Source organism: Algoriphagus ratkowskyi (assembly GCF_002150505.1).
In the GTDB taxonomy this organism is placed as follows: Bacteria; Bacteroidota; Bacteroidia; order Cytophagales; family Cyclobacteriaceae; genus Algoriphagus; species Algoriphagus ratkowskyi.
The window spans coordinates 289,235-312,263 of record NZ_MSSV01000001.1; the positions used below are offsets into that span (position 1 = coordinate 289,235).

The window sequence follows — 23,029 nt, forward strand, 5'->3', positions numbered from 1 at the left end:
GCTATGGAAGATATTTTTGAACTCGCCAAAACAGGTGCGGCTACTCCCGCTAGTCTTGGATATTATTTTCCGGCAGAATTCGATCCTCAGGAGTCCATGTGGCTAAGTTGGCCGCATAAGGAAGCTTCTTGGCCTGGCAAAATCGAAACAATCTATGCCCCTTATTCTCTATTTATCAAGGAGGTTTCCAAAGGCCAAAAAGTAAATATCAATGTGGCTGATGAAGCTATGAAAACTTTTGCACTAGCACATCTGGAAAAAGCTGGAGTAGATCTAAGTCAGATCCGATTTCATTTTTTTCCAACCAATGATGCGTGGTGTCGTGATCATGGACCAGCGTTTTTGATCAATCCAAAAGCTGATGTGAAGAAAGTGCTCGTGAAGTGGAACTATAATGCTTGGGGTGAAAAATATCCACCTCACGATCTAGATAACCAGATTCCGATTAAAATCGCTGAAGAACTTGGGATTCCTTATTTCACTCCAGGGATGGTCATGGAAGGAGGCTCTGTAGAATTTAATGGTAAAGGGACACTCTTGACATCTGAAGCTTGCCTATTGAATGAAAATAGAAATCCGCATCTTAAACAAGCTCAGATTGAGCGCTACCTTCAGGATTTCTATGGAGTAAATCACATTCTTTGGGTAGGAGATGGCATCGTGGGTGATGATACTGATGGACACATCGATGACATCACACGATTCGTCAATGAAGATACTGTGGTGACTGTAGTGGAGGAAAATGTAGCCGATGAAAATCATGGCTTGCTTACCGAGAATTTGAAGCGTCTTAATAAGATGCGACTAGAGAATGGCAAGCAACTTAATGTGGTTGAGCTACCTATGCCAGCTCCAGTGATCTATGATGATCAGAGACTACCTGCTTCATATGCGAATTTCTACATAGCCAATGAATCTGTAATCGTTCCGACTTTCCGTGATAAAAATGATCAGAAAGCCTTGGATATCCTTACTGATTGCTTTCCAACGCGTAGAATTGTAGGGATTGATAGCACGGATATTATCTGGGGACTTGGGAGTTTTCACTGCTTGAGTCAGCAGGAACCTTCTGTTTAGAAAATTAGCCTCTCGCAAAGACTCTAAGGCGCAACGTTATATAACCTTCTAAGTCTATTCAGATCACTTTCTGAATTGACTTCGAAGGTTTTTTTATGCCATGAAATATTGTACATAAAATATAGATTTTCAGTTAGATGGGATGATTTGTAATCAAATGTTTCAGACCATTTTTGCTCAATAGAGAAAGCCAAATAGCCATTGCGGGATCTTTTTCTCAAAGCTAATTTCTAGTTCATCCAAAGCCCAGAAGCTATATTTTAATCCTTTGATTTGTTCTTCTTCTTTTGATTTGCCAATGATATAATATCGAAAAAAAGATAGCTAATCCATCCTAATGAGATTAGAATAAAAAGATTTTTTTCCATGGAAACTGTCTTGACTTCAATACAATTATGAAGTCCTTCAAAGCGGGCAAATACTTTTATCAGATACTAGACAGAATAGTGACAATCGAAATCAGGCATCGTCAATGCAACTAATAACAACTAACTCCTAACCTGCCCATTTCCTCTCACAATCCACTTGTAGCTGCAAAGTTCATTCAAAGCCATTGGTCCCCGCGCATGAAGTTTCTGGGTGCTGATGCCTATCTCGGCTCCCAAGCCGAACTGAGCACCATCGGTGAAAGCAGTAGAAGCATTTGCGTAAACAGCAGCAGCATCTACTTCGAGGAGAAAGCGATCTATGGTTTCCTGATTTTCTGCGATGATAGCTTCGGAATGCTTGGAAGAATAGGCCTCGATATGATCCAGCGCTTCATCCAGATTCCCCACCGTTTTTATGGATAATTTCAGTCCGAGGAATTCTGTTCCAAAATGGGATTCGTCAGCTTTAGAAATCAATTCGTTGGAATTTAAAGCTGCAAAGGCTTTTTCATCGGCAAATACCTGAACCTTGCTTTCCAGCATTGGTTGGATTAAGTCATTTAAGATTGGCAAATGATCTTCATGAACAATCAGGCAATCCAAAGAATTACACACGCTTGGTCGTCGGGTTTTGGCATTGAAGGCAATTTCTTTGGCCTTTTCCAGATCTGCAGATTCATCCACATAGGTATGCACGATTCCAGCTCCAGTTTCTATTACAGGCACTTTTGCATTTTCTCTGACGAAATTGATTAGCCCCTGAGAACCACGTGGAATAATCACATCTACAAAACCTACAGCTTCCAAGAGTGCTTTTGTCGCAGCTCGATCGGCAGGTAAAAGTTGGAATGCTGAAGTAGGTAATTCATTAAGTTCAAGTACCTGATGGATCAAACTCATGATCGCGCGATTGGAGAAATCTGCATCCGAACCGCCTTTCAGTACGAGTCCGTTACCGGATTTGAGTGCCAGAGTAAATACATCAAAAGTTACATTTGGCCTAGCCTCGTAGATAATTCCTATCACGCCAAGAGGCACAGTAGTTTTCTCCAGAGAAAGCCCATTTTCCAGCGTTTTACTTTCCAATACATGATGTAAAGGACTTGGTAAAGCAGACACCTGAATAATCTCTCCGGCGATATTTAGGATGCGTTCTTCTGTAAGCAACAAGCGATCATACATGGGATTGTCCTTATCCATGCGATCCAGATCTTTTTGATTTTCTTCCAGAAGAAAGTAGGTGTTCTCTACCGCCAAAATCGCCAGATTGTGCAAGACCTGATTGACTTTATTATTTGAGAGTCCAGTCAGTTTTCTAGCTCCTTTTTTTACTCCTTCAAAAATATGTTGATACTCAGTCATGATCGAAAATATAGAGGTAATCGTAGTGAATTAATGCTTTTTGGTTCTTTTGTCCAACTCGTTCATTGGCTACTTTGGAAGAATACTCTGCGCGGCCTAGTCCTATTTTGTGGCCAGACTCATCTCGAATCAGCAAGATATCGCCCTTGGAAAACTCACCCTCCAGTTTAATAATTCCAATTGGCAACAGACTTCGGATCACTTCGGCGGTCAGTGAGATTTTAGCTCCTTCGTTTATGGTCACTTCTCCCACGTAATACTGTTCGCCATGAGCGAGCCATTTCTTCGCACCCTGTTTTACTTTTTGAGGTTCAAACCATGTACAGCGAAGTGTTTTGTCTGCAAACTCACCCAACACATTCTCCCGCTTACCGTTTGCGATGACCACTTGTATTCCTAGATCGGCAGATTTCTTGGCCATGGCATACTTGGTGAGCATACCACCGCGCCCGAAAGAAGACTTAGAAGCTGAAATATAGTTGGAAACTTCGGGCATGCTCGACTCCACTTTTTCTATAAGTTTCGAATTAGGGTCTGAAGGGTTACCGGTGAAAATCCCATCCACATTCGTCAGCAGCATCATAGTATCTGCATTGATCATCGCAGCGGTGAGACTTGCGAGTTCGTCGTTGTCGGTGAACATCAGCTCGGTGATCGTAACGGTGTCATTTTCATTTATGATTGGCAAAATACCCTGTGAAAGAAGCGCCTGCACGCAGTTCTTCATATTTAGAAAATGCTTTCTGTCTCGAAAATCCTCCTTAGTAACCAAGATCTGAGCCACCGGCTGTTCGTGCTTTTCGAAGAAATTTTGGTACTGATTGATTAGACGTATTTGACCAGTAGAAGCCCAGATTTGTTTTTTTATTATAGGGTTGAGTTTCTCAGGAAGAGAGATGGCTTGCCGGCCAAAAGCTACTGCACCAGAACTCACCAAAGCGACTTTCTTTCCGCTTGAAATCAAAGCCTGGATTTGTGCCACAAGTTTCTCCATGCGGTCCAAATCAGGAAGTCCATTTTCCTGAGTCAAAACGTTTGACCCGATCTTGATTACAAGTAATTTGCTGTCTAGCATTATTGCGAAATTTGCATGAAAATAGGGAAGATGATGTGGAATAGCTAAGAAATGAACTGTTTCATTTACGAATTTAGGTTTGTCATTAGTGAGATATGTATATCTACTTTTGTACCATTAGCTAAATTTATAACATATCTATGTATCATGAATTTAATCCAGAGTTCGAAAAAGATCCGAAGGATTGAAACGATTCATGGACCTCGGCAAAGCCGGGGGTCGTGAACTTATATGCGTTTGTAGTCCTGAAAGGGCGAAACCGTGAAGCTGCACCCTTTCAGAGCTACAGTTTATAATTTCATCAACCTCCCTGAACTTACATACCGGGTCATGAATCGTTTGGCACGTCCGTAAAGTTATAGGGACGGCGCCACATGTAACTGCAAATTCAGAATCCTAAAAATATTATCATTTTGCTAGATCATATACTGATTAGGGTTCTGTACTGGCAAGATTGTGGATAATCATATTACGGGATCAACTCGCTAGTAGATTTCATTTTTTCCTAATTAAGCATCCGTATTAGGTGATGTCGTAAATCGTAATTCCTAATTACAATAACCCCATGCTCAGCGTACCCACCAGCATCAAAACCTTGGCAATTGTGCTCAATCTAGTGAAGTGGTCTTTGCGGTCAGCAATGTAAATCCTATACATAAAATAGGTGAAAAAGATCCCTAAGCCTCCAAAATAGTAATAAATCAATGGGCGATCTAGCTTGATAGTGACTACTAGGATCGCACAGACAAATACTGTTGCGATCAGAAATATAACTGCCTTAGTCTTTCGAAATCCTAGAACAATCGGCAATGTGCGACATCCGTGCTTTCTATCTCCTTGTCGATCCTCTATGTCTTTGATAATCTCTCGGATGAGATTTAAGAAGAAAGCGAAAATAGCATAAGTCATTACCAGTAGCTCTGATTTTTGGAAATAAAAACCAATCAAAAAAATGGAAATACCAGTAAGGAGTGCGACGGTAAAATTACCGATAAAAGGCTGTCTTTTGAGTTGATTGCTATAAACCCAAAGTAAAAATGCTGCAACAAAGTTGATCAAAGCGAAGCTTGGGCTTACAATTAATCCAATGGCAATGGCAGTGAAATTAAGTAGTGTATGAAGAAATAATACCATACGGCGTTTGATTCCTTTGCCTACTACTACATTTCTTGGGCGGTTGACATAATCGATTTTAACGTCATAATAATCATTGATCATGTAGCCTGCTGCGGTGATCATCAAGGTGGATACAATGATAAGGTAAAGGTTAGGATCTCTAAGGACTGGGAGACCAGAATTGGAAGTTCCAACTAAAAAATAGGCCGTCATTAACTGAGCAAAAGCCACCATCAGCAGATTAATCGGTCTGCTGATCCGAAAAAGTCCTCGGACCGAAATAATTCTTTCAGCACTCATGGTGTTCATCTGTATTATTTTGTTTTTTTGGTCAGATGGAATCTCGCATGGCTTAGAGCATGCCAGAGTGTGACGTTTTGGTCAAACTCGATTTCATACTTCAAAAATAGATTCAATTCCTTACACATTTATAGAAATGTCTCGGTATGTGGATTTATTACCGCAGAGCACACTGAGGTTTCGCGGAGGGCGCGCAAAAGGATATAATTTGATTATGTGGAGGTATCAACTGTTGATGAGAAAGTACGGTTGTAAATAAATGTACAGCAGTAACATTTTTTAAAACCTTTTCTTCCCATTTTCAGTCCAGATGGGGCAGGCTTGCAAAGCCATAGAAGTTGATTAATGAAATATTATTCGTTCGTGGAGACTCGGACAAAGGCGGTATTGAACTCTATTGAAAACCCATTGATGCTCAAAATGATAGATTGGATGTCCCTACTCATTTACGAAAACTTTGTGCCTCTTTGTGTTTAAAAAAAAACTTATTCATACTTCACACTCGTCTGCCTCTCCCGATTCACACTTAGCTGCAGCACATCAGGACGAGAATAATGCCCAACCGGATCAAAGTTTTGACGCTCTTCCAATACTCGATTAAAATCCAAGGTCGCTATCAGTAAGCCTTCTTTATTTTCCACAGGCTCTATGACCCATTTACCATCCGGTCCGGCAATACATGATCCACCGTCCGCCAAAACTTCAGGAGCATTTTTTAAAATTAAATCTAGATGAGGTGTGTCAGACGGAAAGTCTATTTTTCTCATCAAACTGGATACAGAAATCACAAAAGACCTGCTTTCCTGAGCGATCATTCGAGTGATGTTTTCTGTGTTTCTAACCGACCCAGGCCATACGGCGATATGCAGATTTTCCCCCAATCCATACAGTGCAGTTCTAGCTAGCGGCATCCAATTTTCCCAGCAGTTCAAACCACCAACTGTAAACTCTTTCAGTGGGTGAACTTGCAAGCCATGTCCATCTCCAGGTGCCCACGTGAGCCGCTCTTCGTATGTTGGCTGAAGTTTGCGATGCACAGATTTAATCTCCCCGTCAGAGTTGATATAGACTAAGGAGCAATAAATGCTGTGTCCACCACGATCAAATGGTCGCTCAATAATGCCTAAATAGATAGCTATTTTTAAGGATTTAGCGAGTTCTTGAATCTCCCGAAGCTCTCCATTCTCAATTTGAACAGCATTTCTCACATAATGTGCATGAATTTCTTTTTGCACTTGATCATCCCAAGCAGCTCCATTTGTCATGGCCAGCCAAAATGGATATCCTGGAACTGTGCCCTCGCCAAAAACAATCAGTTCGCAACCTTGAGCTGCGGCTTCAGTGATGGAGGTTTTTACCTTTTCAAGGGTTGCTGTTTTATTGAGCCAGATGGGTGAAATCTGTGCTATGGCTACTTTCAAGAGATTGGAAGGGATCATGTAAATCAAGTTTAATCGAAATTACCAGAATGTGATCTCCGATCAAAATTGAAGTTAGGAGTAAGAGTTGTGTCATGCAGGTGAACTTGTTGCTTAAATATTCTCAGTTGACCTCGGCATTGTATTACCTCTATCAAAAGATCGATATATAGGAAAAGCCAAACTGTGGTCTTATCATACTTTTTCCTCCCCATAACAAGACTAAATATCTCCGGACACCGAGCTTGTCGAGGTGCTAAAGAATATTATTTATCTATTGTCACGATTGCGTACAATCATATTATATAATATGTATATCCGCTTTGTTACCAGTAAAGAATCAAAAGCATAATAGGATTTGGTCAACTCAAGAATTTAGGCCGCTTCGGTCACCCTTCTTCGGTCTTCTGACCTGATGAGCAAAGAATTTTTGGGTACTGGCATGATTGCAAATAATCATATTATTTAATTCGTAGTTTTCCTATTAAACGCTTTTACACCTGCTTGTCCTTTAATTTCACTTTCAATCATGATTTCTACCCAACTACTTACTTTTTTTAATAAGTTCACTAACAGAAATTGCATATCAACAAACCAATCATTCGTATGAGATTAAAAAATATAACAGTTTTATCGGTCTTACTTCTCTGGAGTTGCCTGTTGGCGGCTCAAGACAAAAAGCCAATCCAACTCAGTGATATGGTCAAGATCGTGACGGTTTCTGATCCTGAATTTATGCCTGATGGCAAGAATGTTATTTTCGTAAAAAGCTTTATCGAGACAAACAAAGAGAAGGAATACGAGTACAAAAGCCAGGTGTTGATGATGGATGTAGCAAATCCTGAAATCGTAAAAGTTCTAAATAGTCCTTCTTACGATCTTTCCAGCTACAGCCTTTCTCCTGACGGAAAAAAACTAGCTTTTACCAAAGCATGGGAAGGCAAGTCTCAGGTTTGGATTTTGCCGCTTGACGGCGGTGAAGCGCAGGTGCTCACTTCTGAGAAGCACGGAGCTTCTGGGCCTACTTGGTCGCCAGATAGCAAGAAGATTTTATTTTCTATATCAATGCCGATGTGGGCGATGGAAGGTGCTCCAAGCTGGACTTATCCACGTCCAGGTCGCGAGTTTGGCGATGAGCCAAATTATGCAGCTATAAAAGATGGCCTATCCAAAGATTCCACCAAGACGGATATGGATGGAAATGTTGCCGAATTGAGAGCGTGGCTGGCTAAGAATGCCTCCAAAAATGACCCTACAGTAATCGATCGAGTGAATTTCCTAGGTGAGCGAGGGCTTTCCACCGATATAAGTTTCAGACATTTAGGAGTAATCGATGTAGCAACCAAAAAATCCGAGATCCTGACTTCTGGCTACCAAAGTTTCGGTGGAGCAGCATGGTCGCCAGATGGCACTTATATTTTGGCTAGTAGTATAAAAAGCGAAGAGCATCCTGACGATATTCAGGATTCGGATCTGTATAAAATCAATCTTTCAGACAAAGCTATATCTATATTTCTTCAGAAAGAGAATTACCGTCTCAGCAGTCCTCAATTTTCTCCTGACGGCAAACTGATTTTGATTTCAGGTCAGCAGACAGAAGATAGAGCATTCAACCAAAGTCTCATCGGTACAGTAAAGACGGATGGTTCTGGACTTAAGTGGTTTACTGAGGAATTAGATCGTAGAGTTGGCGATGCCAAATGGTCTGGAGATAGTAAGAGTGTATACTTCTCAGGAGCAAATGAAGGAGGTATTGCATTGTATCGTGCAACTGTTTCTAACGGAAAGGTAAATACGGTGATTTCTGGGCCTGTCGGCATTAATAGTTTTGATGTTCTGGGAGAGAAATTAGTTTATTCCAAAACAGAAGTCTCTAACCCAAGTGAAATATATGCAGCTACTATCGAAGGGAAAAATGAAAAAGTTCTAACTCATTACAACAGCGTTTGGTTAGCAGATCGATGGGTTTCTCAACCTATTGCACATCGATTCGAGCAAGATGGCTTTAATGTGGATTACTGGGTGATGCCTCCTTACGGCTTGAAAGAAGGTCAAAAATACCCTACATTACTTGAGATGCACGGTGGGCCTACAGCGATGTGGGGTCCAGGCGAATCAAGCATGTGGCATGAATTCCAGGTGTTGGCCGGTAGAGGTTACGGAGTTGTTTATGCCAATCCTAGAGGAAGTGGTGGATATGGAAAAAGCTTCCAAAAAGGAAATTATCAGGATTGGGGCGATGGTCCAGCGAAGGATGTTTTGACTGCCCTGGATAAAGCAGGAGAGGAATATTCTTGGATCGATGAAGATCAATTGGTATTAACCGGCGGATCTTATGCGGGTTATTTGGCAGCTTGGATTGTTGGTCATGACAATCGATTCAAGGCTGCGCTTGCGCAAAGAGGGGTCTATGAGTTGACTTTCTTTATGGGAGAAGGGAATGCTTGGAGACTGGTGCCAAATTATTTCGGTTACCCATGGGAAGAAGGGGTAAAGGAGATATTAGAATACAACAGTCCTCAGACTTATGTGCAGAATATTGAAACTCCACTGATGATTTTTCACGGAGACAATGACCTGAGAACAGGAGTGAGACAGTCTGAGTTGCTTTACAAAAGTTTGAAAATATTGGGCAAGCCAGTAGAATACGTCCGCTATCCAAATGAAGGACATGAGCTATCACGCTCAGGTGCTGTGCATCGCAGATTAGATAGAATGGGTAGAATTGTCGAATTCTTTGAACGCTATGTAGAGCATCCAAATTGATGCGCAATTAATTAATTCTTAGATATTTTAAAAGTTGTATGCCCCTCTAATTATCAAAATTATTGGGGCATACTTTTGTGTACACCTACTGATTAATCATTTCAATCGAACAAGTTTCCCTTTCCGTTTGACTATGTTTTTATAGTCCCATTGGATGTTTTTTGATTTCTCGAGCCAGTGAATCAATTTGTCTTCATCGATTTCTGCTATGGTGTTGTAAAAAATAGAAGCGTCTTTGAATTTTTTACCCTTCTTATTTAAATCCTCTTCTTCAAAATCTGCCCCACTCCAAAACATAAGACGAATGCCAGCCTTCTGTTTACTGTATCCTACAATTGGGTTTTCGTCTAAAAACCATACAGGATGTGCATGCCAAATTTTACACGTTGCATCTGTTAAGACAGAATCAATAGTCGCAGCTAAACTCTCGCAAATTACTTGGTCTGAAGGAGTTTGATTTTGGTTGTATGATTTGATTTCGGGATTCATTTAGTTTTACTTTCTCGCATCTATCAGTCTGAACAGTAACTCAGGCTCGTCGGTTGTGATGAAATCTGGGTTGTGGTCCAGTATCCAATTCAAATCAGCCTCAGAGTTTACTGTCCAGGCATTCACCGTCAAACCTAATTCCTGAGCTTCTTTGATCCAATGAGGATTCTTCTTTAGCACATTGATATTGTAGTCAAAACCGAAGAAACCGGCTTCTTTTAATTCAGCAGGAGTTTTGTTTCCTGTCAGGTAAGCCACATTTGCATTTGGATCCATTTCGATTGCTTTCAAACCTCCTTCGTAACTGAAAGTGATGTACTCCACCCATTTCTCGGCTTTCATTTTCTTCACGGCTAGCACAGATTTTTCGGCTATTTCTATACTTCTCTCTACTGAGATTTTAGAAGGCTTAAATTCAAAAATCAATTTGGTTACTTTCTGCTTTTTTCCAGCCTTCAGGTATTCTTTCACGGTAGAAATTTTTTCGCCGTTCGCATGTCTTTGGGTCAAAAGCTCCTTATAGGTAGAAGTTTCGATATCAATTCCCTCAAAATCCGCATCGTGATTCACCACCAAAATGCCATCAGAAGTCATCCAAACATCAAATTCCGAACCTTCACAACCCAGTTTTACAGCTTCTTTCAGCGAAGCCAATGTGTTTTGTGGAATGTCTTGTGTTTTCCATGCACCACGGTGAGCGATCACCTTATTTTTATTAAAGGAATTTTGTGCGAAAGTAGCTGAGCTGGCTATCAAAAAAGTAAGTAGTGTGAGGAAGATTGATTTCATGAGGTAAGGTTATTTACATTTAAACTAGGAAATCAAAGCTATAAAATCGGGGGATACGAACTATCCCGTTTGTCAGAATTCACAAAAACTTAATCATTTAGAGTTTCAACCGTAGTGGACACGGTGCGAAACGTGGAGATCAGAAATAGGTATTTGACCTATATGATCATTGAGTTTGAGCATTGACTAATGATGGTTTTAGGCTATTCCGGCTTCTGGATAAGCAGGAAAATCTCATAGCAGAAAATTCACAAAGCGGGACAAGTAGGGCAACATTGACTTGCTCCCACAGCAAAATCTCTGCGTGCACTGCTGTAATAAAAAAAACACCTTAGAATCTTTAGGCTCTAAGGTGAGTAGGTTAGTATTCCAATTGCACTGGGCTTAACTGCAATTAATTCTTTGGATAGGATTGTCGAATGGATAAGATTTCAACTTTTTTTAGTGTTGGAACCTCCACAAATTCATCAACAATATACTGATCATAGGAAGTACTGCTTTTAATAATATCTATTGACTCTACTTGCATTTTGCTTAGATCTGAAAGCAGGGGATAAGTGGTCTTTATCTCTGCAGGTAGTTCAAGACCAAAGGAAGAAGTGTTGCCTCGAACAAACCACCTCACATTTTTAATTGGCTCTGGGTAGCTGTATAAATTTGGATAATCAAATACGACGACAAAATCTGTTGCTTCTGGTGAAAGAGAGAAACTGAAATCAGTGATTTCTTTCTTCTGCACTTGGATTTCAGGGATATTAAGAAAGTTGATCTTTTCAGGCACATCACCAAGTTTATAATAATGAGAAGTAGTCTTAGCATCTTTTTGCGGAGATGCCTCAACTCTCGTGGAATAAATTTTAAATTCATTCAAATAACCTAGCTCTCGAGATGGACTACCAAACTTGTTACTACTTACTAAGTAGCTAGGAACATAAAATCCATTATTCTCAATCATTGCATTCACTGAATAATAAAGGTAGGTAGAGGATAGGTTTTCTATTTTAATCGTCTTGTCGTAAGATTTCAGAGATTCGAAATTGAAACTATATGACTTGTCTTTCTCCGGGTCTGTCAAAAAGGTGTATCGTGTTTGACCACTACTATTTCCCACAGACACTAAGTATTTCTTTTCATTAGCATAAAGAGGAGTAGTGAGGTGTATGTCGTACTCAAGGTTATAGGAGGAAGTTTGATACGTATTAAATGAAGATGACGCATAGGCAGAATTCCCATAATCGTTGAGCTTAATGGTCACATCAAAATTCCCAGTAGGTGCTGGGGTGCTTCTCCCTGCTTTTGCTAATCCAAAATTAATGTTCCTTGTGACTTTGATGTTTGTGAAAGTCTGGATGAAATTAATATCCATGTCGGATGACATATTCCTCATGAATAAACTTAAATGATATCTCTTCTCTCTATCCACATCAAATTCTGTCTCCCCGGCTGCATCAACTTTTGCGTAATCAATAGGTTTGCCATCCAAATCATGGAGAATAAGCCAAACTTCGTTTCTCGTAGATAGATAGGTTGAGGGAATATTTACGGTAAAAGGGCCTTGTGAAGGCACTTCAGGTTCATTGTCAATTATTGGGTCTTCATCTCCAGTTTCACATGAAAACAAAGGCAGAAATAGCAGAAAAATCAGCAAGTTTTTTTTCATTTGGGATGGACTATTTTGAGATTCAAATGTATAATTCAGTTCAAATTAAAAAACAATTCTAAACTAAAAAATTATACCAATTAAAAACTGATTTATCGTCGAACCTTAAATTTTCAATATCATGGATTTTTATAGCTTCCGATATTTATCATTAGACGCAGAGTTAGCCAAGAAAATTGCTAGGACTTATACATTCCTTAAAAAAAATCTTTGCGACAAACTCAGCGATCTTCGCGGTGAAAAAAGTTCAACCCCTTCAGGGTTACCATGTCCAAAATGGGTTTAACTGTTCCACGGGTTTCACCCGTGGCTATTGAAAGGTTCGACCACTTTGTGGTCATTTTAATAAAATCATTTTTCGGTGAACACCATTCTAATTGTGCTATTTCCAATTGATGATCCTGAAAGGATCGAACCATGAATAGCCATGTGTGAAACCCATGGTTTGAAAATCAATCAAAAGATTGGACGACCCCGAAGGGTGTCGAACACAAATAATTTTCAACTCTATGGTGGGAAATTAACATTTGAAGCAGTCCGAAGATAGCATAATCCTGGAGTCCAAATCTGAAGACTTGAGCCATAAAGGGAATTAAATCCCAATTTGTGGCCTCTGCGTTAACCTCAGTGTTCCCCGCTGTTTAATCCTTTTTTATTTTTAGCTATTTGTAATTCTTTTCAAAAAAGTTCAACCCCTTCAGGGTTGCCATGTCCAAAATGGGTTTAATTGTTCCACGCGTTTCACCCGTGTCTATTGAAAGGTTCGACCACTTTGTGGTCATTTTAACAAAATCATTTTTCGGTGACCACCATTCTCATTATGCTATTTCCAATTGATGATCCTGAAAGGATCGAACCATGAATAGCCGTGGGTGAAACCCATGGTTTGAAGATCAACCAAAAGATTGGACGACCCCGAAGGGCGTCGAACACAAATAATTTTAACTCACCCTATAATGTGAAATTAACATTGGAAGCAGTCCGAAGATAGCATTGTCCTGAGTCCAAATCTAAAGACATGAGCCATACAGGGAATTAAATCCCAATTTGTTGCCTCTGCGTAAACCTCCGTGTTCAAAGCAGTTTAATCTTTTTTTATTTTTAGGGATTTGTAATCCTTTTCAAAAAAGTTCAACCCTTCAGGGTTGCCATGTCCAAAATGGGTTTAACTGTTCCACGGGTTTCACCCGTGGCTATTGAAAAGTTCGACCACTTTGTGGTCTTTTTAACAAAATCATTTTTCGGTGAACACCATTCTAATTGTGCTATTTCCAATTGATGATCCTGAAAGGATCGAACCATGAATAGCCATGTGTGAAACCCATGGTTTGAAGATCAACCAAAAGATTGGACGACCCCGAAGGGCGTCGAATACAAATAATTTTCAATTCATTCTATGGTGGGAAATTAACATTGGAAGCAGTCCGAAGATAGCATTGTCCTGAGTCCAAATTTAAAGACTTGAGCCATACAGGGAGTTAAATCTCAATTTGTGGCCTCTGCGTAAACCCCTGTGTTCCCCGCGGTTTAATCCAAAAAAAAACACCTTGGAATACTTGAATCCCAAGGTGCTTAGATAAGAAGATCAAACGAGCTGAAACTTACTTCTGCTGCTGCAAATAAGTGATCAATGAAGCTAATTCCTCATAGGAAAGTGAATTGACCAAGCCTGCAGGCATCATAGATGTTTCCATGATCTTACGTGTTTTGATTGTGTTCTTGTCTAGTTTGGTAGCTGTGCCTGTAATATCTGTCAGCACCACTTCGTCTGCCGTTTCTGCTGTGACAAAGCCCATGTAGCTTTTATCGTCATTGGTAGAAATAAGCACAGAAGCAAAGCCCTGAGAGATGGATGCATTCGGCTTAAGGATAGACTCAGTGATCTGGGAGCGGTTCATAATGGAGCCGACTTGTCCCATAAATGGACCTTTCAGTGGCTGACCTTTTTCGATGCTATGACATGCTACACAACCTTGGCTGGTGAATAGTGCTTTTCCTTTGATAGGATCGCCTTTAAGATCTTGTACTGCAATCATCACATCTTCAATAGACGAGTTGCCCACTTGGCCTTTCTTGTTTTTGATTTTCTCCAAATCAACCTCAGTTTCTTGGATTACTAAATTGGATTGATCTTCACCAAACTCTTCAATATTCATTCTGTTACGCTCATTAAGCTCAGTGAAATATTGTCTTTTGGTAGGGTCTTCGTAGGAATTACGCTCTCCTAATAAAAAGTCCTTGATTTGGTCAGATGATTCCCAGGTTATTCCTTTATAATAAGGGCCATGAGTGTCAGGTCGAGTTCCCCACCACCAAGATCCATCGTAAGGAGCTTCTTTGGTGTATAATCTAGACAGCACACCCAGGATCTCTGCCTTCAGCTCCATGTCCTCTGTAGCTCCATAAGCTTTGATAAGTCCATTAACAGCCTTTTGATCGTGCATGTAACGTAAAGTCCATAGCGCAATTTTTGAATTCTCTGTGCCTATAGCATTCACAGTCTCATCGACTGCATTAAGCTCTACCAATGCTTTTACAGCTACGTGTGGAAGGATAATTGCTGAATTAGGAGTCGCATGTGGACCTTCAGTCCCTTTCTCAGGTTGCTTGAAAGAAGAGGGTACATTTACTTTTAATAGCTCTTTAGCAGCTTCTGGATTTCCTATTCTTCCCAAAGCTATGATAGCTGCTGATTTCACACGGTCATTTGGATCAGTGACCCCTTCGATGAATGGATCAATTGGAACGCCCTGAAGACATGTTTTACGATCAGCCATTGCGCGAAGTGCGAATTCTCTTACTTTCTCATCCTGGCTTAATTTTACTAATTCTCCATTACCACTTTCGCAAGTTGCCTGAGCATAGGTGTAAATGCCTGCTACTCGCACTGCAAGAGTTAAAGTCTTGTCAGTCGCTACAGAAAGTGCAGCTGCACCAGCTTCATTGGGGAAACGAGCTAGCAATTCACGCTGTGCGTGGAAGCGTGAAACTGAGTTGTGTGCTTTAAGCATGGCAGTCAATTCTTCTACTGTTGCTGCTTTCAAATCAGGAAAAACTTCATAAGTCCAATCTTTTGGCACCACACGAACTACGTAGCCTTTATCCTCACTACCGAAATATCCCGCTCCATCCCAAGCTGCTAGGAACATACGTCCAGAACCATCAACATCAAGATCTGAGATCTGTGGAAGTTTGATGAATTCTTCCTGCTGCTGTGTAAATCCAGCGCCATCCATCGTCACACGGTGAATGTATAAATGGCTTCTGCCCCAATCCGCCATCATCGGCACGTGATTGTACTTGGCTGGCCAGCGATCATCATCCATGAAATAACTGCCGGTACCCGATCCTCCTCCCACATCAACTAGTGCCGGGATCGTTTCTTCAGTGAAGTTTTTGAAAAAGTTAGGATAACCATACTCGCCTGATTGAGTGTAATGAATGAAACGAATGTTCCAGCCACCACCATCATTCGTGTTGCCACGTGTATAAATATTCATAAATGGATCGATGGCTACATCATAGATATTTCTAGTACCATGGATGTATTCTTCCATTTCGGTGCCATCAGGGCGAACTCGTACAATGCCTCCGCCAAGCATGGTCATTTTCTTGCCATCTCTATCGGTAGCATTGTGGAATCCAAAATCACCTACAGCTATATAAATCCAGCCATCGATGCCCATTCTGATTCCGTTAGTAGAGTGATCTGTGCCACGAGAACGGATAGATTCAGGTGAAGAAATGCTTTCTATCAGCATATTGGCAGGACCATCAGCCACACCATCATTGTCCTTGTCCTCAAAAACCACCAAGTTCATTCCTTCGGCTTTGCCGGTAGCCTTAGAAAACTGAGTGTGAAGCACGAAGACCTGATCTCTCACTGCGATAATTCCTCGAGGATTATCAACTTTCACGAATTCCGTATGAGAATCCAATTCTCCATCGTTATTGCTATCTACCAGGCGGACAATAGCTCCTTTTCCAGCTTCTTTACCCAAAGAACCCATCATATCCACCCCTACAAATACTTTTCCGTCAGAGGAAACTGCCAAAGCTGCTGGAGATGGAACGATATCCGGGCCGGCAAAATTGGTCATGATCAGCTCAGTACTGTCGGCACCGTGCTTCGCGGTGTCTAAGGGGTATTGCGGATAATAATTGATAAGCTCTTCTAAGTCGGCTTTTCTGGTATCGGGACTTGCGCATCCAAATGCCAGTATAGAGCCAATTAATGCTACTACTGGAAGTGAAATTTTTGACATATTAATAACTAGTGTAAGAGGTTTATTATGTTGAGGCTGCTGACTCTTTGCAGTCAAAGATACCAGATTCAATTTTTTTTAAAACTGGATCCACACCTTCATTTGTTTGTAGGAACTATGCTAGGATAAATGGCGTGTAGCTGGACCAGAATAGATGATCTTGTATTGAAAAAGCCGAAATGAATGATTTAAATCTTTCTATGGATACTAATGCAATTATTATTTTGCCTCTTAAAGGACAAAAGCATCAGACAATATCTTCTTTAAAGGATTTTGTCAAGTAGACATCTGACAACAATCATTTTTACCTTTTTATCTGATTTTCAAATAGAAAAATCCCGTTCTTATTTGCGATCACAATGTCAGGTTTTTGATCCTTGTTCATGTCTTGTACAGCGATGTTTAGACCAGCACCCGAGTCGTTATCAATGATGTGTTCTCGGAAAAAAGGGCTTATTGATGGAGTAAATTCTATGTAAAATAAGTAAGGAGTGTCATCATCTCCTGCATCATTGCCGTTGTGCGCCAAATACCTTTTTCCAGCTATCATTTCCATATCTCCATCGCCATTGAGATCGGCCATAAATGTGGCGTGAGTCTGTGAAGTGAGGTTGTTGATCAAGTGAGTTTGGAAGGTTGAATCATTGAGATACTCCTGCCACCAAACACCCATTGAATGTGCGGACGAGCTAACTACATCATTTTTTAAATCACCGTTTACATCCAAAATCTGCATGTGAGCGGCTTTGTCGCTGATGGCCGCAGGGTAAAAGATCCAATCCGCTGACTTCAGGTCTGTTTTACCTTTAAACCAGCCTTCGGAAATTATCACGTCATTGATTTTGTCACCATTGATATCGCCAAATCCAAGGCCATGAGAAAAGCGGTCTGTGCCAGGGACATTTTCTTCCGTTAGAGCAAATCGTTTCCATTCTGTCTCTCCAGGTTTTGTTGGGGCTTGTAGCCAGATGATTTGTCTGGTCTTGTAATCACCACATAGAATGTCAACTCTACCGTCTCCGTCCATATCCACAAATGCAGGAGATTCATTCGAAATCCCCACTGAGTCTGCGATGATATGCTTTTGCCAGTTGTTGCTTTCTGTTTTTGGATTTTCAAACCAATAAGCTGGAGTGCCAGGATAATCAATGATGATCACATCGTCCCAGCCATCGAGATTCACATCCATTGCAAGATTCAAGAAGGAATTGCTGTATTCCTTTCTTGGGTCAAAAGCCCGAGACGGTGAAAGTTGATGTTGTACCCAATGGGGAGCTTCGAACCAGTAATAACCCGCCACGATGTCGAGTTGACCATCGTTGTTAATATCAGCTACGGCTACACCTTCCGAAAGGAATTCTCGAGAGATCACTGTTTTTTTGAAATCTTGGTCTTGGCCTACAGCAAAATTTGAGAAGAGGAGTACTGCCATAAAACCGGTTAATCTCACAGTAACCTTTTTAAAAATTCTAATATTCATAACTATTAAGTTTAAAGGATTTGATTTTAGCACTTTAATTTATTTGCTGTTAAAGTAATTACAGGCCCGCCAAATCCCACTTTTTAATTATCTCTTGGATGAAGGCTGATACTTTTGCATTTACTTTTTTGAAATACTCATGTGCTTGTGCCTGATCAAAATTTGGGTATCCCTGACCTTCTTTGTAAAGTCCGATAGATGATGGGAAGGGGCTAGCAGACCAAGTTCCAGTTGCAGGATATGCAGTTGCCATGTCAGCACTGTATTTTTCCTTATGTACCAAAGTTGGGTCGATAGCCTGTATATAGGCAGTCTCATTGAGTCCGGCATGACCACCATCTTCTTTGAATACTTCCAAAGTTACATCCGAGGCAAATGACCACCAGTTCAGAACGAGGGTTCTTACGCCAAGTTCTGTGGCTACCTCAGCTGCTACTTCTTGCAAAACTTTGGTTTGACCACCACCATGGCCATTTAAGATGATGATGTTTTTGAAGCCATTTTTTGCCAGACCTCTAAGGATATCTTTGATGAAAGGGCGATAGGCTTCTTCGGTAATTTGAAAAGCACCTGGGAAAGCTGCCATGCTTCCCGTAATGCCATAATTAAGCGTAGGAGCGATGAGGGCATTTAGGTCATCTGCAATAGCTAAAGCCATTGCCTCAGGAGCCGTGTTATCTGCTCCATTGTTTATCACACCATGGGGTTCTAATGTCCCAGTCGGTAATAAAACGGAATTTATATTCCCAGGAACATATTCTGCAAACTCCATCCAATTGATTCGATTCATTTCTCGGGTAGAAATTTTTTGCTGAGCATTAATCTGTAAAAGCGTAAATATCAAAATACATGTTAAAACTAAATATTTCATGGTTATATCACTTAAAAAGCATGTTATGGATAAAGTAAGGGGAATGAGATACAGCGTATTAACTTAAAAATACTTATGAATTTTTGATTAATCTCAAAAAACTTTGGGCTTTACTAAATCCACTTGAGAGAAAGGCTTCGTAATTGTCTTTAAAGTACCAGGTCGATCAAAATAGATACTGTTTTTAGTATTTAAATATTATGAAAACCAAAACCGGATTATTAACCTAAACAATCAGAAAATGAAAAATGAATTAATTAAGCCGCAAGGACTGATTCAAAATGCTAATCGCCGACAGTTCCTTAGAACAGGCTCTCTTTCGGTAGCTGCCGCAGGACTGATCATGGTAGGCTGCAAGGATATTGTAGACATGGATCCAATGCCAACGGGCGGAGTGAAACTAGGCTCTGGCGATATTGGAATCTTGAATTATGCTTATGCTTTGGAGCAACTAGAAGCAGCATTCTACGCAGCAGTGATCACAGGTGGATACTTCGCCAATGCAAGCGCTGAAGAAAAGACAATTTTGGGAGATGTAGAGAAGCATGAAAGAGCTCATCGTGAATTTTTCAAAGCTGCTCTTGGCTCTGCTGCCATAGCAGGTCTTGAAGTAGATTTTAGCTCTATTAATTTTGGAGATAGAATGTCAGTGTTGAATGCTGCTAAAACCTTTGAAGATTTAGGGGTAGCTGCTTACAATGGTGCTGGACAACACCTAGAAAGTGTTGATTATTTATTAATTGCAGGAAAGATAGTCTCAGTAGAAGCAAGACATGCGGCTGCAATCAGAGATCTATTGAATCCAGGTTCTGCAGATTTTGCAGGAGATGATTTGATCGATGCAAATGGACTAGAGCGTACGTTGAACTTCTCGCAAGTTTTGACTGCCGCTAGTACTTACGTAAAGACGCCAATTGATTTCAGTCAATTGCCATCATAATCCACCACCATAAACTACAAAGACATGAACTTATTGAATTTATTAGATAAAATGTGCCCGGAAACAAATACTCCGGAAGAGAATGATATATTCTTCTCAAGAAGAGATGCTTTTCGCAAATTCGGAGATATGAGTAAGAAAGTAGCTATGGCTGCTGTACCATTGGGTATTCTATCAGCTTTGCCAAAAGTGGCTAAGGCAGATACTGCAAGTTTGATTGGCGTATTGAATTTCGCCTTAACCTTGGAGCATTTGGAGTATAGATATTATCAGATGGGTATTGAGTCAGGGGTCATTGCAGGAGCAGATGCAGCGATTTTCAACAAGATCAGAGATCATGAGAAGGCTCACGTGAAGTTCTTGACCGAAGTAATTACCAACGTTTTGAAAGGAACGGCTGTGGCAGAACCAAAATTTGACTTCACAGCAGGTGGAAATTTCTCTCCATTTACAGATTACCCTACATTTTTGGCACTTTCTCAGGCATTCGAAGATACAGGAGTAAGAGCTTACAAAGGTCAGGCAGGTAATGTAATGGAAAATGATGTAGTCTTGACTGCAGCGCTTTCAATACACTCTGTGGAAGCAAGACATGCTTCTATGGTAAGAAGATTAAGAACGAAGAAAGGACAGGATACCGTTAAAGGTTGGATTACTGATGGATCTAGAGGAACACTTCCTGCTCCTACACAAGCTATCTATACCGGCGAAGAAAACGTCACGCATGGGGGTGTTAATGTCGTTAATTTGACCGGTATTAGTGCTGCTGCTGTATCCGAAGGATGGGATGAGCCGCTTAACAAAGAACAAGTGTTAGGAATTGCTTCCCTTTTCCTAGCCTAATAAGGTTATTAGTTGGGGTTGAGTGGTTTAGATGTCACTTCCAGTTGGAGGTGGCATCTTTTTTTTTGATAAATAGTCTCTCGCCAAGGCGCAACGCCGCAAAGTATTATTGTTATCCTTCGTCTCCAGAAGCCGGATTTTACCTTAAATTAGCTGGGAATTGCCATCAGAACTCCTTGCCACAGACTGGTATGAGCAGAGAAAAATGAGCAGATTTCCGCTGATTTTCCCCAATTTTTTACCACTTACTACCTCTTACTACTTACAATTTTTCACCTCTTTATTTCCTTCTCTGAAAGCAGTTGCTGAAAAAAAGTCATAGTCTCCGGATCAGCATTCATAGCAGAAATAGCAGGTAAATCTGAAGGATGCCAAGTTCGGAAACCAAGTCGCTGACTTTGGAATAGGTAGGGTAAATTCATTGTTGAATTTAATAGTTTCAGAAAATAGTTGCTTGAATTTTTTGATTTTCAAAATCATTTAATACTTTAGTGTCATAATACACTATGACAGTATAACACTATGATCGTTTCAGTCAAAGATTTAAATTTTTCATATCCAAAACGGCCTCAGCTTTTCGATGGGCTTCATTGGTATATTCCAGAAGGTTCGGTTGTAGGACTACTCGGGAAAAACGGCACTGGCAAGTCCACCCTTCTTCACTTGCTGTCCGGACTGCTTTTTCCCAAAAGTGGCACCATTACTCTGGCTTCACATATTCCTCGAGAGAGGAAGCCGTCTTTCTTAGCCGAAGTTTTCTTTCTCGCCGATGATATTGCCTATCCTGGGAATATGAGCATTGGAGCGTATGAAAAAATAATGGGGGCATTTTACCCGGAATTTGATTCATCTCAGTTTGATCAGATTTTGGCTGACTTTGGTTTGGAAAAGAAAGTCAAACTGAAAGAGCTTTCTCTAGGCGAGCGGAAGAAGGTGTTTTTGTCCTTTGGGCTGAGTACGAATTGCAGGTTTTTACTTTTCGACGAGCCGACTAACGGGCTGGATATTCCTTCCAAAAGTATTTTTCGAAAAGTAGTGGCCGGCAATCTCACCGATGAGCAAACCTTGATTATTTCCACACACTTGGTTGCTGATGTGGAGAACTTGATAGATCGAGTGGCGATTTTGAATAATGGAAAGATACAGCTGGATGCAGATGTTTTGGAATTGTCTGATCGCTGGGTATTCGGTACTTCCTCCAATCTTCCTGATGAAGCTTTGCATACAGAAAAAGTTGGGACAGGCTACCAATTTATCAGGTCAAGAAAACACCAGGAGCCTCAGACTCCTGTTAGTTTGGAATTGCTTTTCAATGCAGTGCTCCACAATAGTATTAATGAGAATTCGATTCTACAAACTCAAAATTCCGAAGTCCTATGAATGCCAACACAATCAGTTCCCGCCGTGTTTTTAATCTATTTCGATTTGAGTTTTCAAAGAATCGAAAACTTTATTTAATGGGTATCCCCGGGACATTTTTAATATCTGCCATGTTATTCCTGGTCATTTTTTACTCGAATAAATATGCATCTAGTTGGGGTGCACAGAACTATGCGGTTTTGTATTATGCAGGTTTATTTTTCCTGACCTTGTTTGGCATAGGGTATAGTTTTATTGAGCTTAGGGACAAAAGATCAGCACAGCTTTACTTGATATTACCGGGCTCAGCGATGGAGAAGTATTTGATCCAATTCCTGACTCGAATTGTTTTGTTTCCAATACTTTTTACACTCCTGTTTGTATTGGGAGTAGAAGTTTCCAAAAGCATATTTCAAATCAGCTCAGTCACCATATATGGTAAGTCCCCCACACTTGTGGTAGATGATTTGGATGTTTTTAATATGCTATCTCTTTTTTATTTATGGAAATTGCCAATTCTTTATTACATGTTCATTGGTATAGGAGGGGTAATTGTCTCAATTATGTTCACCGGGGGAATAGTTTTTGGGAAATGGAATGTATTACTTATGCCGTTGTCTTTTTTAGGATTTACTTTACTACTATTCTTGACATCCATCGTGTTGTCATGGATAGTTATAGGTATACCTGAGGATAGTTCTGAGCTTTTTATTTCCCAAATTCGTTTTCAACAACCTGAAATTTTCACCGATACCCCCCTGATTGTTTTTGTAGTCACAGTTTTGATGTGGTTGGCGATTCCACAGTTTTTTTTGGTTGCTTATTTCAAACTCAAAGAATACGAGGTTTAG

Annotated in this window: 17 protein-coding genes; 6 read left to right on the top strand and 11 right to left on the bottom strand. The window is 40.5% G+C overall.

Going from position 1 to position 23,029, the window contains the following annotated elements; genetic code table 11:
• Window positions 1-3: 3 nt before the first annotated feature.
• Window positions 4-1,077, top strand: a complete 1,074-nt coding sequence (locus tag BVH02_RS01210) for an agmatine deiminase family protein (protein WP_086497935.1) — start codon at window positions 4-6, stop codon at window positions 1,075-1,077.
• A 488-nt stretch (window positions 1,078-1,565) separates the two neighbouring features.
• Here BVH02_RS01210 and BVH02_RS01215 read toward each other — a convergent pair whose 3' ends face one another.
• The 4 genes from BVH02_RS01215 to BVH02_RS01230 all read right to left on the bottom strand — a co-directional run bounded on the left by BVH02_RS01215 (window position 1,566) and on the right by BVH02_RS01230 (window position 6,737).
• A complete protein-coding gene (locus tag BVH02_RS01215) occupies window positions 1,566-2,807 on the bottom strand; it encodes a glutamate-5-semialdehyde dehydrogenase (RefSeq protein WP_086497937.1) in 1,242 nt (413 codons plus the stop codon).
• Entirely contained in the window at window positions 2,800-3,882 is a 1,083-nt protein-coding gene (proB, locus tag BVH02_RS01220; RefSeq protein WP_086497939.1) for a glutamate 5-kinase, read from the bottom strand. The genes BVH02_RS01215 and proB overlap by 8 nt, the downstream gene beginning before the upstream one ends.
• Window positions 3,883-4,434: 552 nt before the next feature.
• Window positions 4,435-5,307, bottom strand: coding sequence for a geranylgeranylglycerol-phosphate geranylgeranyltransferase (locus tag BVH02_RS01225; protein WP_111357076.1), 873 nt, complete (start codon window positions 5,305-5,307; stop codon window positions 4,435-4,437).
• 476 nt (window positions 5,308-5,783) lie between these two features.
• Window positions 5,784-6,737, bottom strand: coding sequence for a carbon-nitrogen hydrolase family protein (locus BVH02_RS01230; RefSeq protein ID WP_086497942.1), 954 nt, complete (start codon window positions 6,735-6,737; stop codon window positions 5,784-5,786).
• Window positions 6,738-7,322: 585 nt separating this feature from the next.
• Between BVH02_RS01230 and BVH02_RS01235 the strand changes: the two genes are divergently transcribed.
• Window positions 7,323-9,482, top strand: coding sequence for a S9 family peptidase (locus BVH02_RS01235; protein WP_086498259.1), 2,160 nt, complete (start codon window positions 7,323-7,325; stop codon window positions 9,480-9,482).
• Between the two features lie 96 nt (window positions 9,483-9,578).
• On the opposite strand, the gene BVH02_RS01240 is transcribed toward BVH02_RS01235, so the two are convergent.
• From BVH02_RS01240 to BVH02_RS01270, 6 genes are all read right to left on the bottom strand, one after another.
• Window positions 9,579-9,971, bottom strand: a complete 393-nt coding sequence (locus tag BVH02_RS01240; protein WP_086497944.1) for a DUF1801 domain-containing protein — start codon at window positions 9,969-9,971, stop codon at window positions 9,579-9,581.
• Window positions 9,972-9,977: 6 nt separating this feature from the next.
• Entirely contained in the window at window positions 9,978-10,760 is a 783-nt protein-coding gene (locus tag BVH02_RS01245) for a glycerophosphodiester phosphodiesterase (RefSeq protein ID WP_086497945.1), read from the bottom strand.
• Between the two features lie 394 nt (window positions 10,761-11,154).
• Complete coding sequence (locus BVH02_RS01250) at window positions 11,155-12,420, bottom strand: hypothetical protein (protein ID WP_086497947.1); 1,266 nt, start codon at window positions 12,418-12,420, stop codon at window positions 11,155-11,157.
• A gap of 1,601 nt (window positions 12,421-14,021) precedes the next feature.
• Window positions 14,022-16,685 (bottom strand): DUF7133 domain-containing protein, encoded by a 2,664-nt coding sequence (locus BVH02_RS01260; RefSeq protein ID WP_086497951.1) that lies wholly within the window; start codon window positions 16,683-16,685, stop codon window positions 14,022-14,024.
• 304 nt (window positions 16,686-16,989) lie between these two features.
• The gene (locus tag BVH02_RS01265) at window positions 16,990-18,165 is read right to left on the bottom strand and encodes an FG-GAP repeat domain-containing protein (protein WP_086497953.1); all 1,176 of its coding nucleotides are present in this window, start codon (window positions 18,163-18,165) and stop codon (window positions 16,990-16,992) included.
• Window positions 18,166-18,223: 58 nt separating this feature from the next.
• Window positions 18,224-19,036: a creatininase family protein gene (locus BVH02_RS01270; protein ID WP_086497955.1), complete on the bottom strand. Its 813-nt coding sequence runs from the start codon at window positions 19,034-19,036 to the stop codon at window positions 18,224-18,226.
• Window positions 19,037-19,277: 241 nt separating this feature from the next.
• Here BVH02_RS01270 and BVH02_RS01275 point away from each other — a divergent pair, with 241 nt between their 5' ends.
• Window positions 19,278-19,976: a ferritin-like domain-containing protein gene (locus tag BVH02_RS01275; protein WP_086497957.1), complete on the top strand. Its 699-nt coding sequence runs from the start codon at window positions 19,278-19,280 to the stop codon at window positions 19,974-19,976.
• Window positions 19,977-20,000: 24 nt separating this feature from the next.
• Complete coding sequence (locus tag BVH02_RS01280; protein ID WP_086497959.1) at window positions 20,001-20,819, top strand: ferritin-like domain-containing protein; 819 nt, start codon at window positions 20,001-20,003, stop codon at window positions 20,817-20,819.
• A gap of 272 nt (window positions 20,820-21,091) precedes the next feature.
• Here BVH02_RS01280 and BVH02_RS21180 read toward each other — a convergent pair whose 3' ends face one another.
• Window positions 21,092-21,241, bottom strand: a complete 150-nt coding sequence (locus tag BVH02_RS21180) for a GNAT family protein (protein WP_143244166.1) — start codon at window positions 21,239-21,241, stop codon at window positions 21,092-21,094.
• A gap of 100 nt (window positions 21,242-21,341) precedes the next feature.
• Here BVH02_RS21180 and BVH02_RS01285 point away from each other — a divergent pair, with 100 nt between their 5' ends.
• Window positions 21,342-22,199 carry an ATP-binding cassette domain-containing protein gene (locus tag BVH02_RS01285; RefSeq protein WP_086497961.1) on the top strand — a complete coding sequence of 286 codons (858 nt, stop codon included), beginning with the start codon at window positions 21,342-21,344 and terminating at the stop codon, window positions 22,197-22,199.
• Window positions 22,200-22,309: 110 nt separating this feature from the next.
• Window positions 22,310-23,029, top strand: coding sequence for a hypothetical protein (locus BVH02_RS01290; protein ID WP_143244167.1), 720 nt, complete (start codon window positions 22,310-22,312; stop codon window positions 23,027-23,029).

Excerpts from the sequence above, each read along its gene's own strand:
- BVH02_RS01210 (WP_086497935.1), top strand. The coding sequence starts at position 4 with ATGGAAGATATTTTTGAACTCGCCAAAACAGGTGCGGCTACTCCCGCT.
- BVH02_RS01215 (WP_086497937.1), bottom strand. The coding sequence starts at position 2,807 with ATGACTGAGTATCAACATATTTTTGAAGGAGTAAAAAAAGGAGCTAGA.
- proB (WP_086497939.1), bottom strand. The coding sequence starts at position 3,882 with ATGCTAGACAGCAAATTACTTGTAATCAAGATCGGGTCAAACGTTTTG.
- BVH02_RS01225 (WP_111357076.1), bottom strand. The coding sequence starts at position 5,307 with ATGAACACCATGAGTGCTGAAAGAATTATTTCGGTCCGAGGACTTTTT.
- BVH02_RS01230 (WP_086497942.1), bottom strand. The coding sequence starts at position 6,737 with ATGATCCCTTCCAATCTCTTGAAAGTAGCCATAGCACAGATTTCACCC.
- BVH02_RS01235 (WP_086498259.1), top strand. The coding sequence starts at position 7,323 with ATGAGATTAAAAAATATAACAGTTTTATCGGTCTTACTTCTCTGGAGT.
- BVH02_RS01240 (WP_086497944.1), bottom strand. The coding sequence starts at position 9,971 with ATGAATCCCGAAATCAAATCATACAACCAAAATCAAACTCCTTCAGAC.
- BVH02_RS01245 (WP_086497945.1), bottom strand. The coding sequence starts at position 10,760 with ATGAAATCAATCTTCCTCACACTACTTACTTTTTTGATAGCCAGCTCA.
- BVH02_RS01250 (WP_086497947.1), bottom strand. The coding sequence starts at position 12,420 with ATGAAAAAAAACTTGCTGATTTTTCTGCTATTTCTGCCTTTGTTTTCA.
- BVH02_RS01260 (WP_086497951.1), bottom strand. The coding sequence starts at position 16,685 with ATGTCAAAAATTTCACTTCCAGTAGTAGCATTAATTGGCTCTATACTG.
- BVH02_RS01265 (WP_086497953.1), bottom strand. The coding sequence starts at position 18,165 with ATGAATATTAGAATTTTTAAAAAGGTTACTGTGAGATTAACCGGTTTT.
- BVH02_RS01270 (WP_086497955.1), bottom strand. The coding sequence starts at position 19,036 with ATGAAATATTTAGTTTTAACATGTATTTTGATATTTACGCTTTTACAG.
- BVH02_RS01275 (WP_086497957.1), top strand. The coding sequence starts at position 19,278 with ATGAAAAATGAATTAATTAAGCCGCAAGGACTGATTCAAAATGCTAAT.
- BVH02_RS01280 (WP_086497959.1), top strand. The coding sequence starts at position 20,001 with ATGAACTTATTGAATTTATTAGATAAAATGTGCCCGGAAACAAATACT.
- BVH02_RS21180 (WP_143244166.1), bottom strand. The coding sequence starts at position 21,241 with ATGAATTTACCCTACCTATTCCAAAGTCAGCGACTTGGTTTCCGAACT.
- BVH02_RS01285 (WP_086497961.1), top strand. The coding sequence starts at position 21,342 with ATGATCGTTTCAGTCAAAGATTTAAATTTTTCATATCCAAAACGGCCT.
- BVH02_RS01290 (WP_143244167.1), top strand. The coding sequence starts at position 22,310 with ATGTTATTCCTGGTCATTTTTTACTCGAATAAATATGCATCTAGTTGG.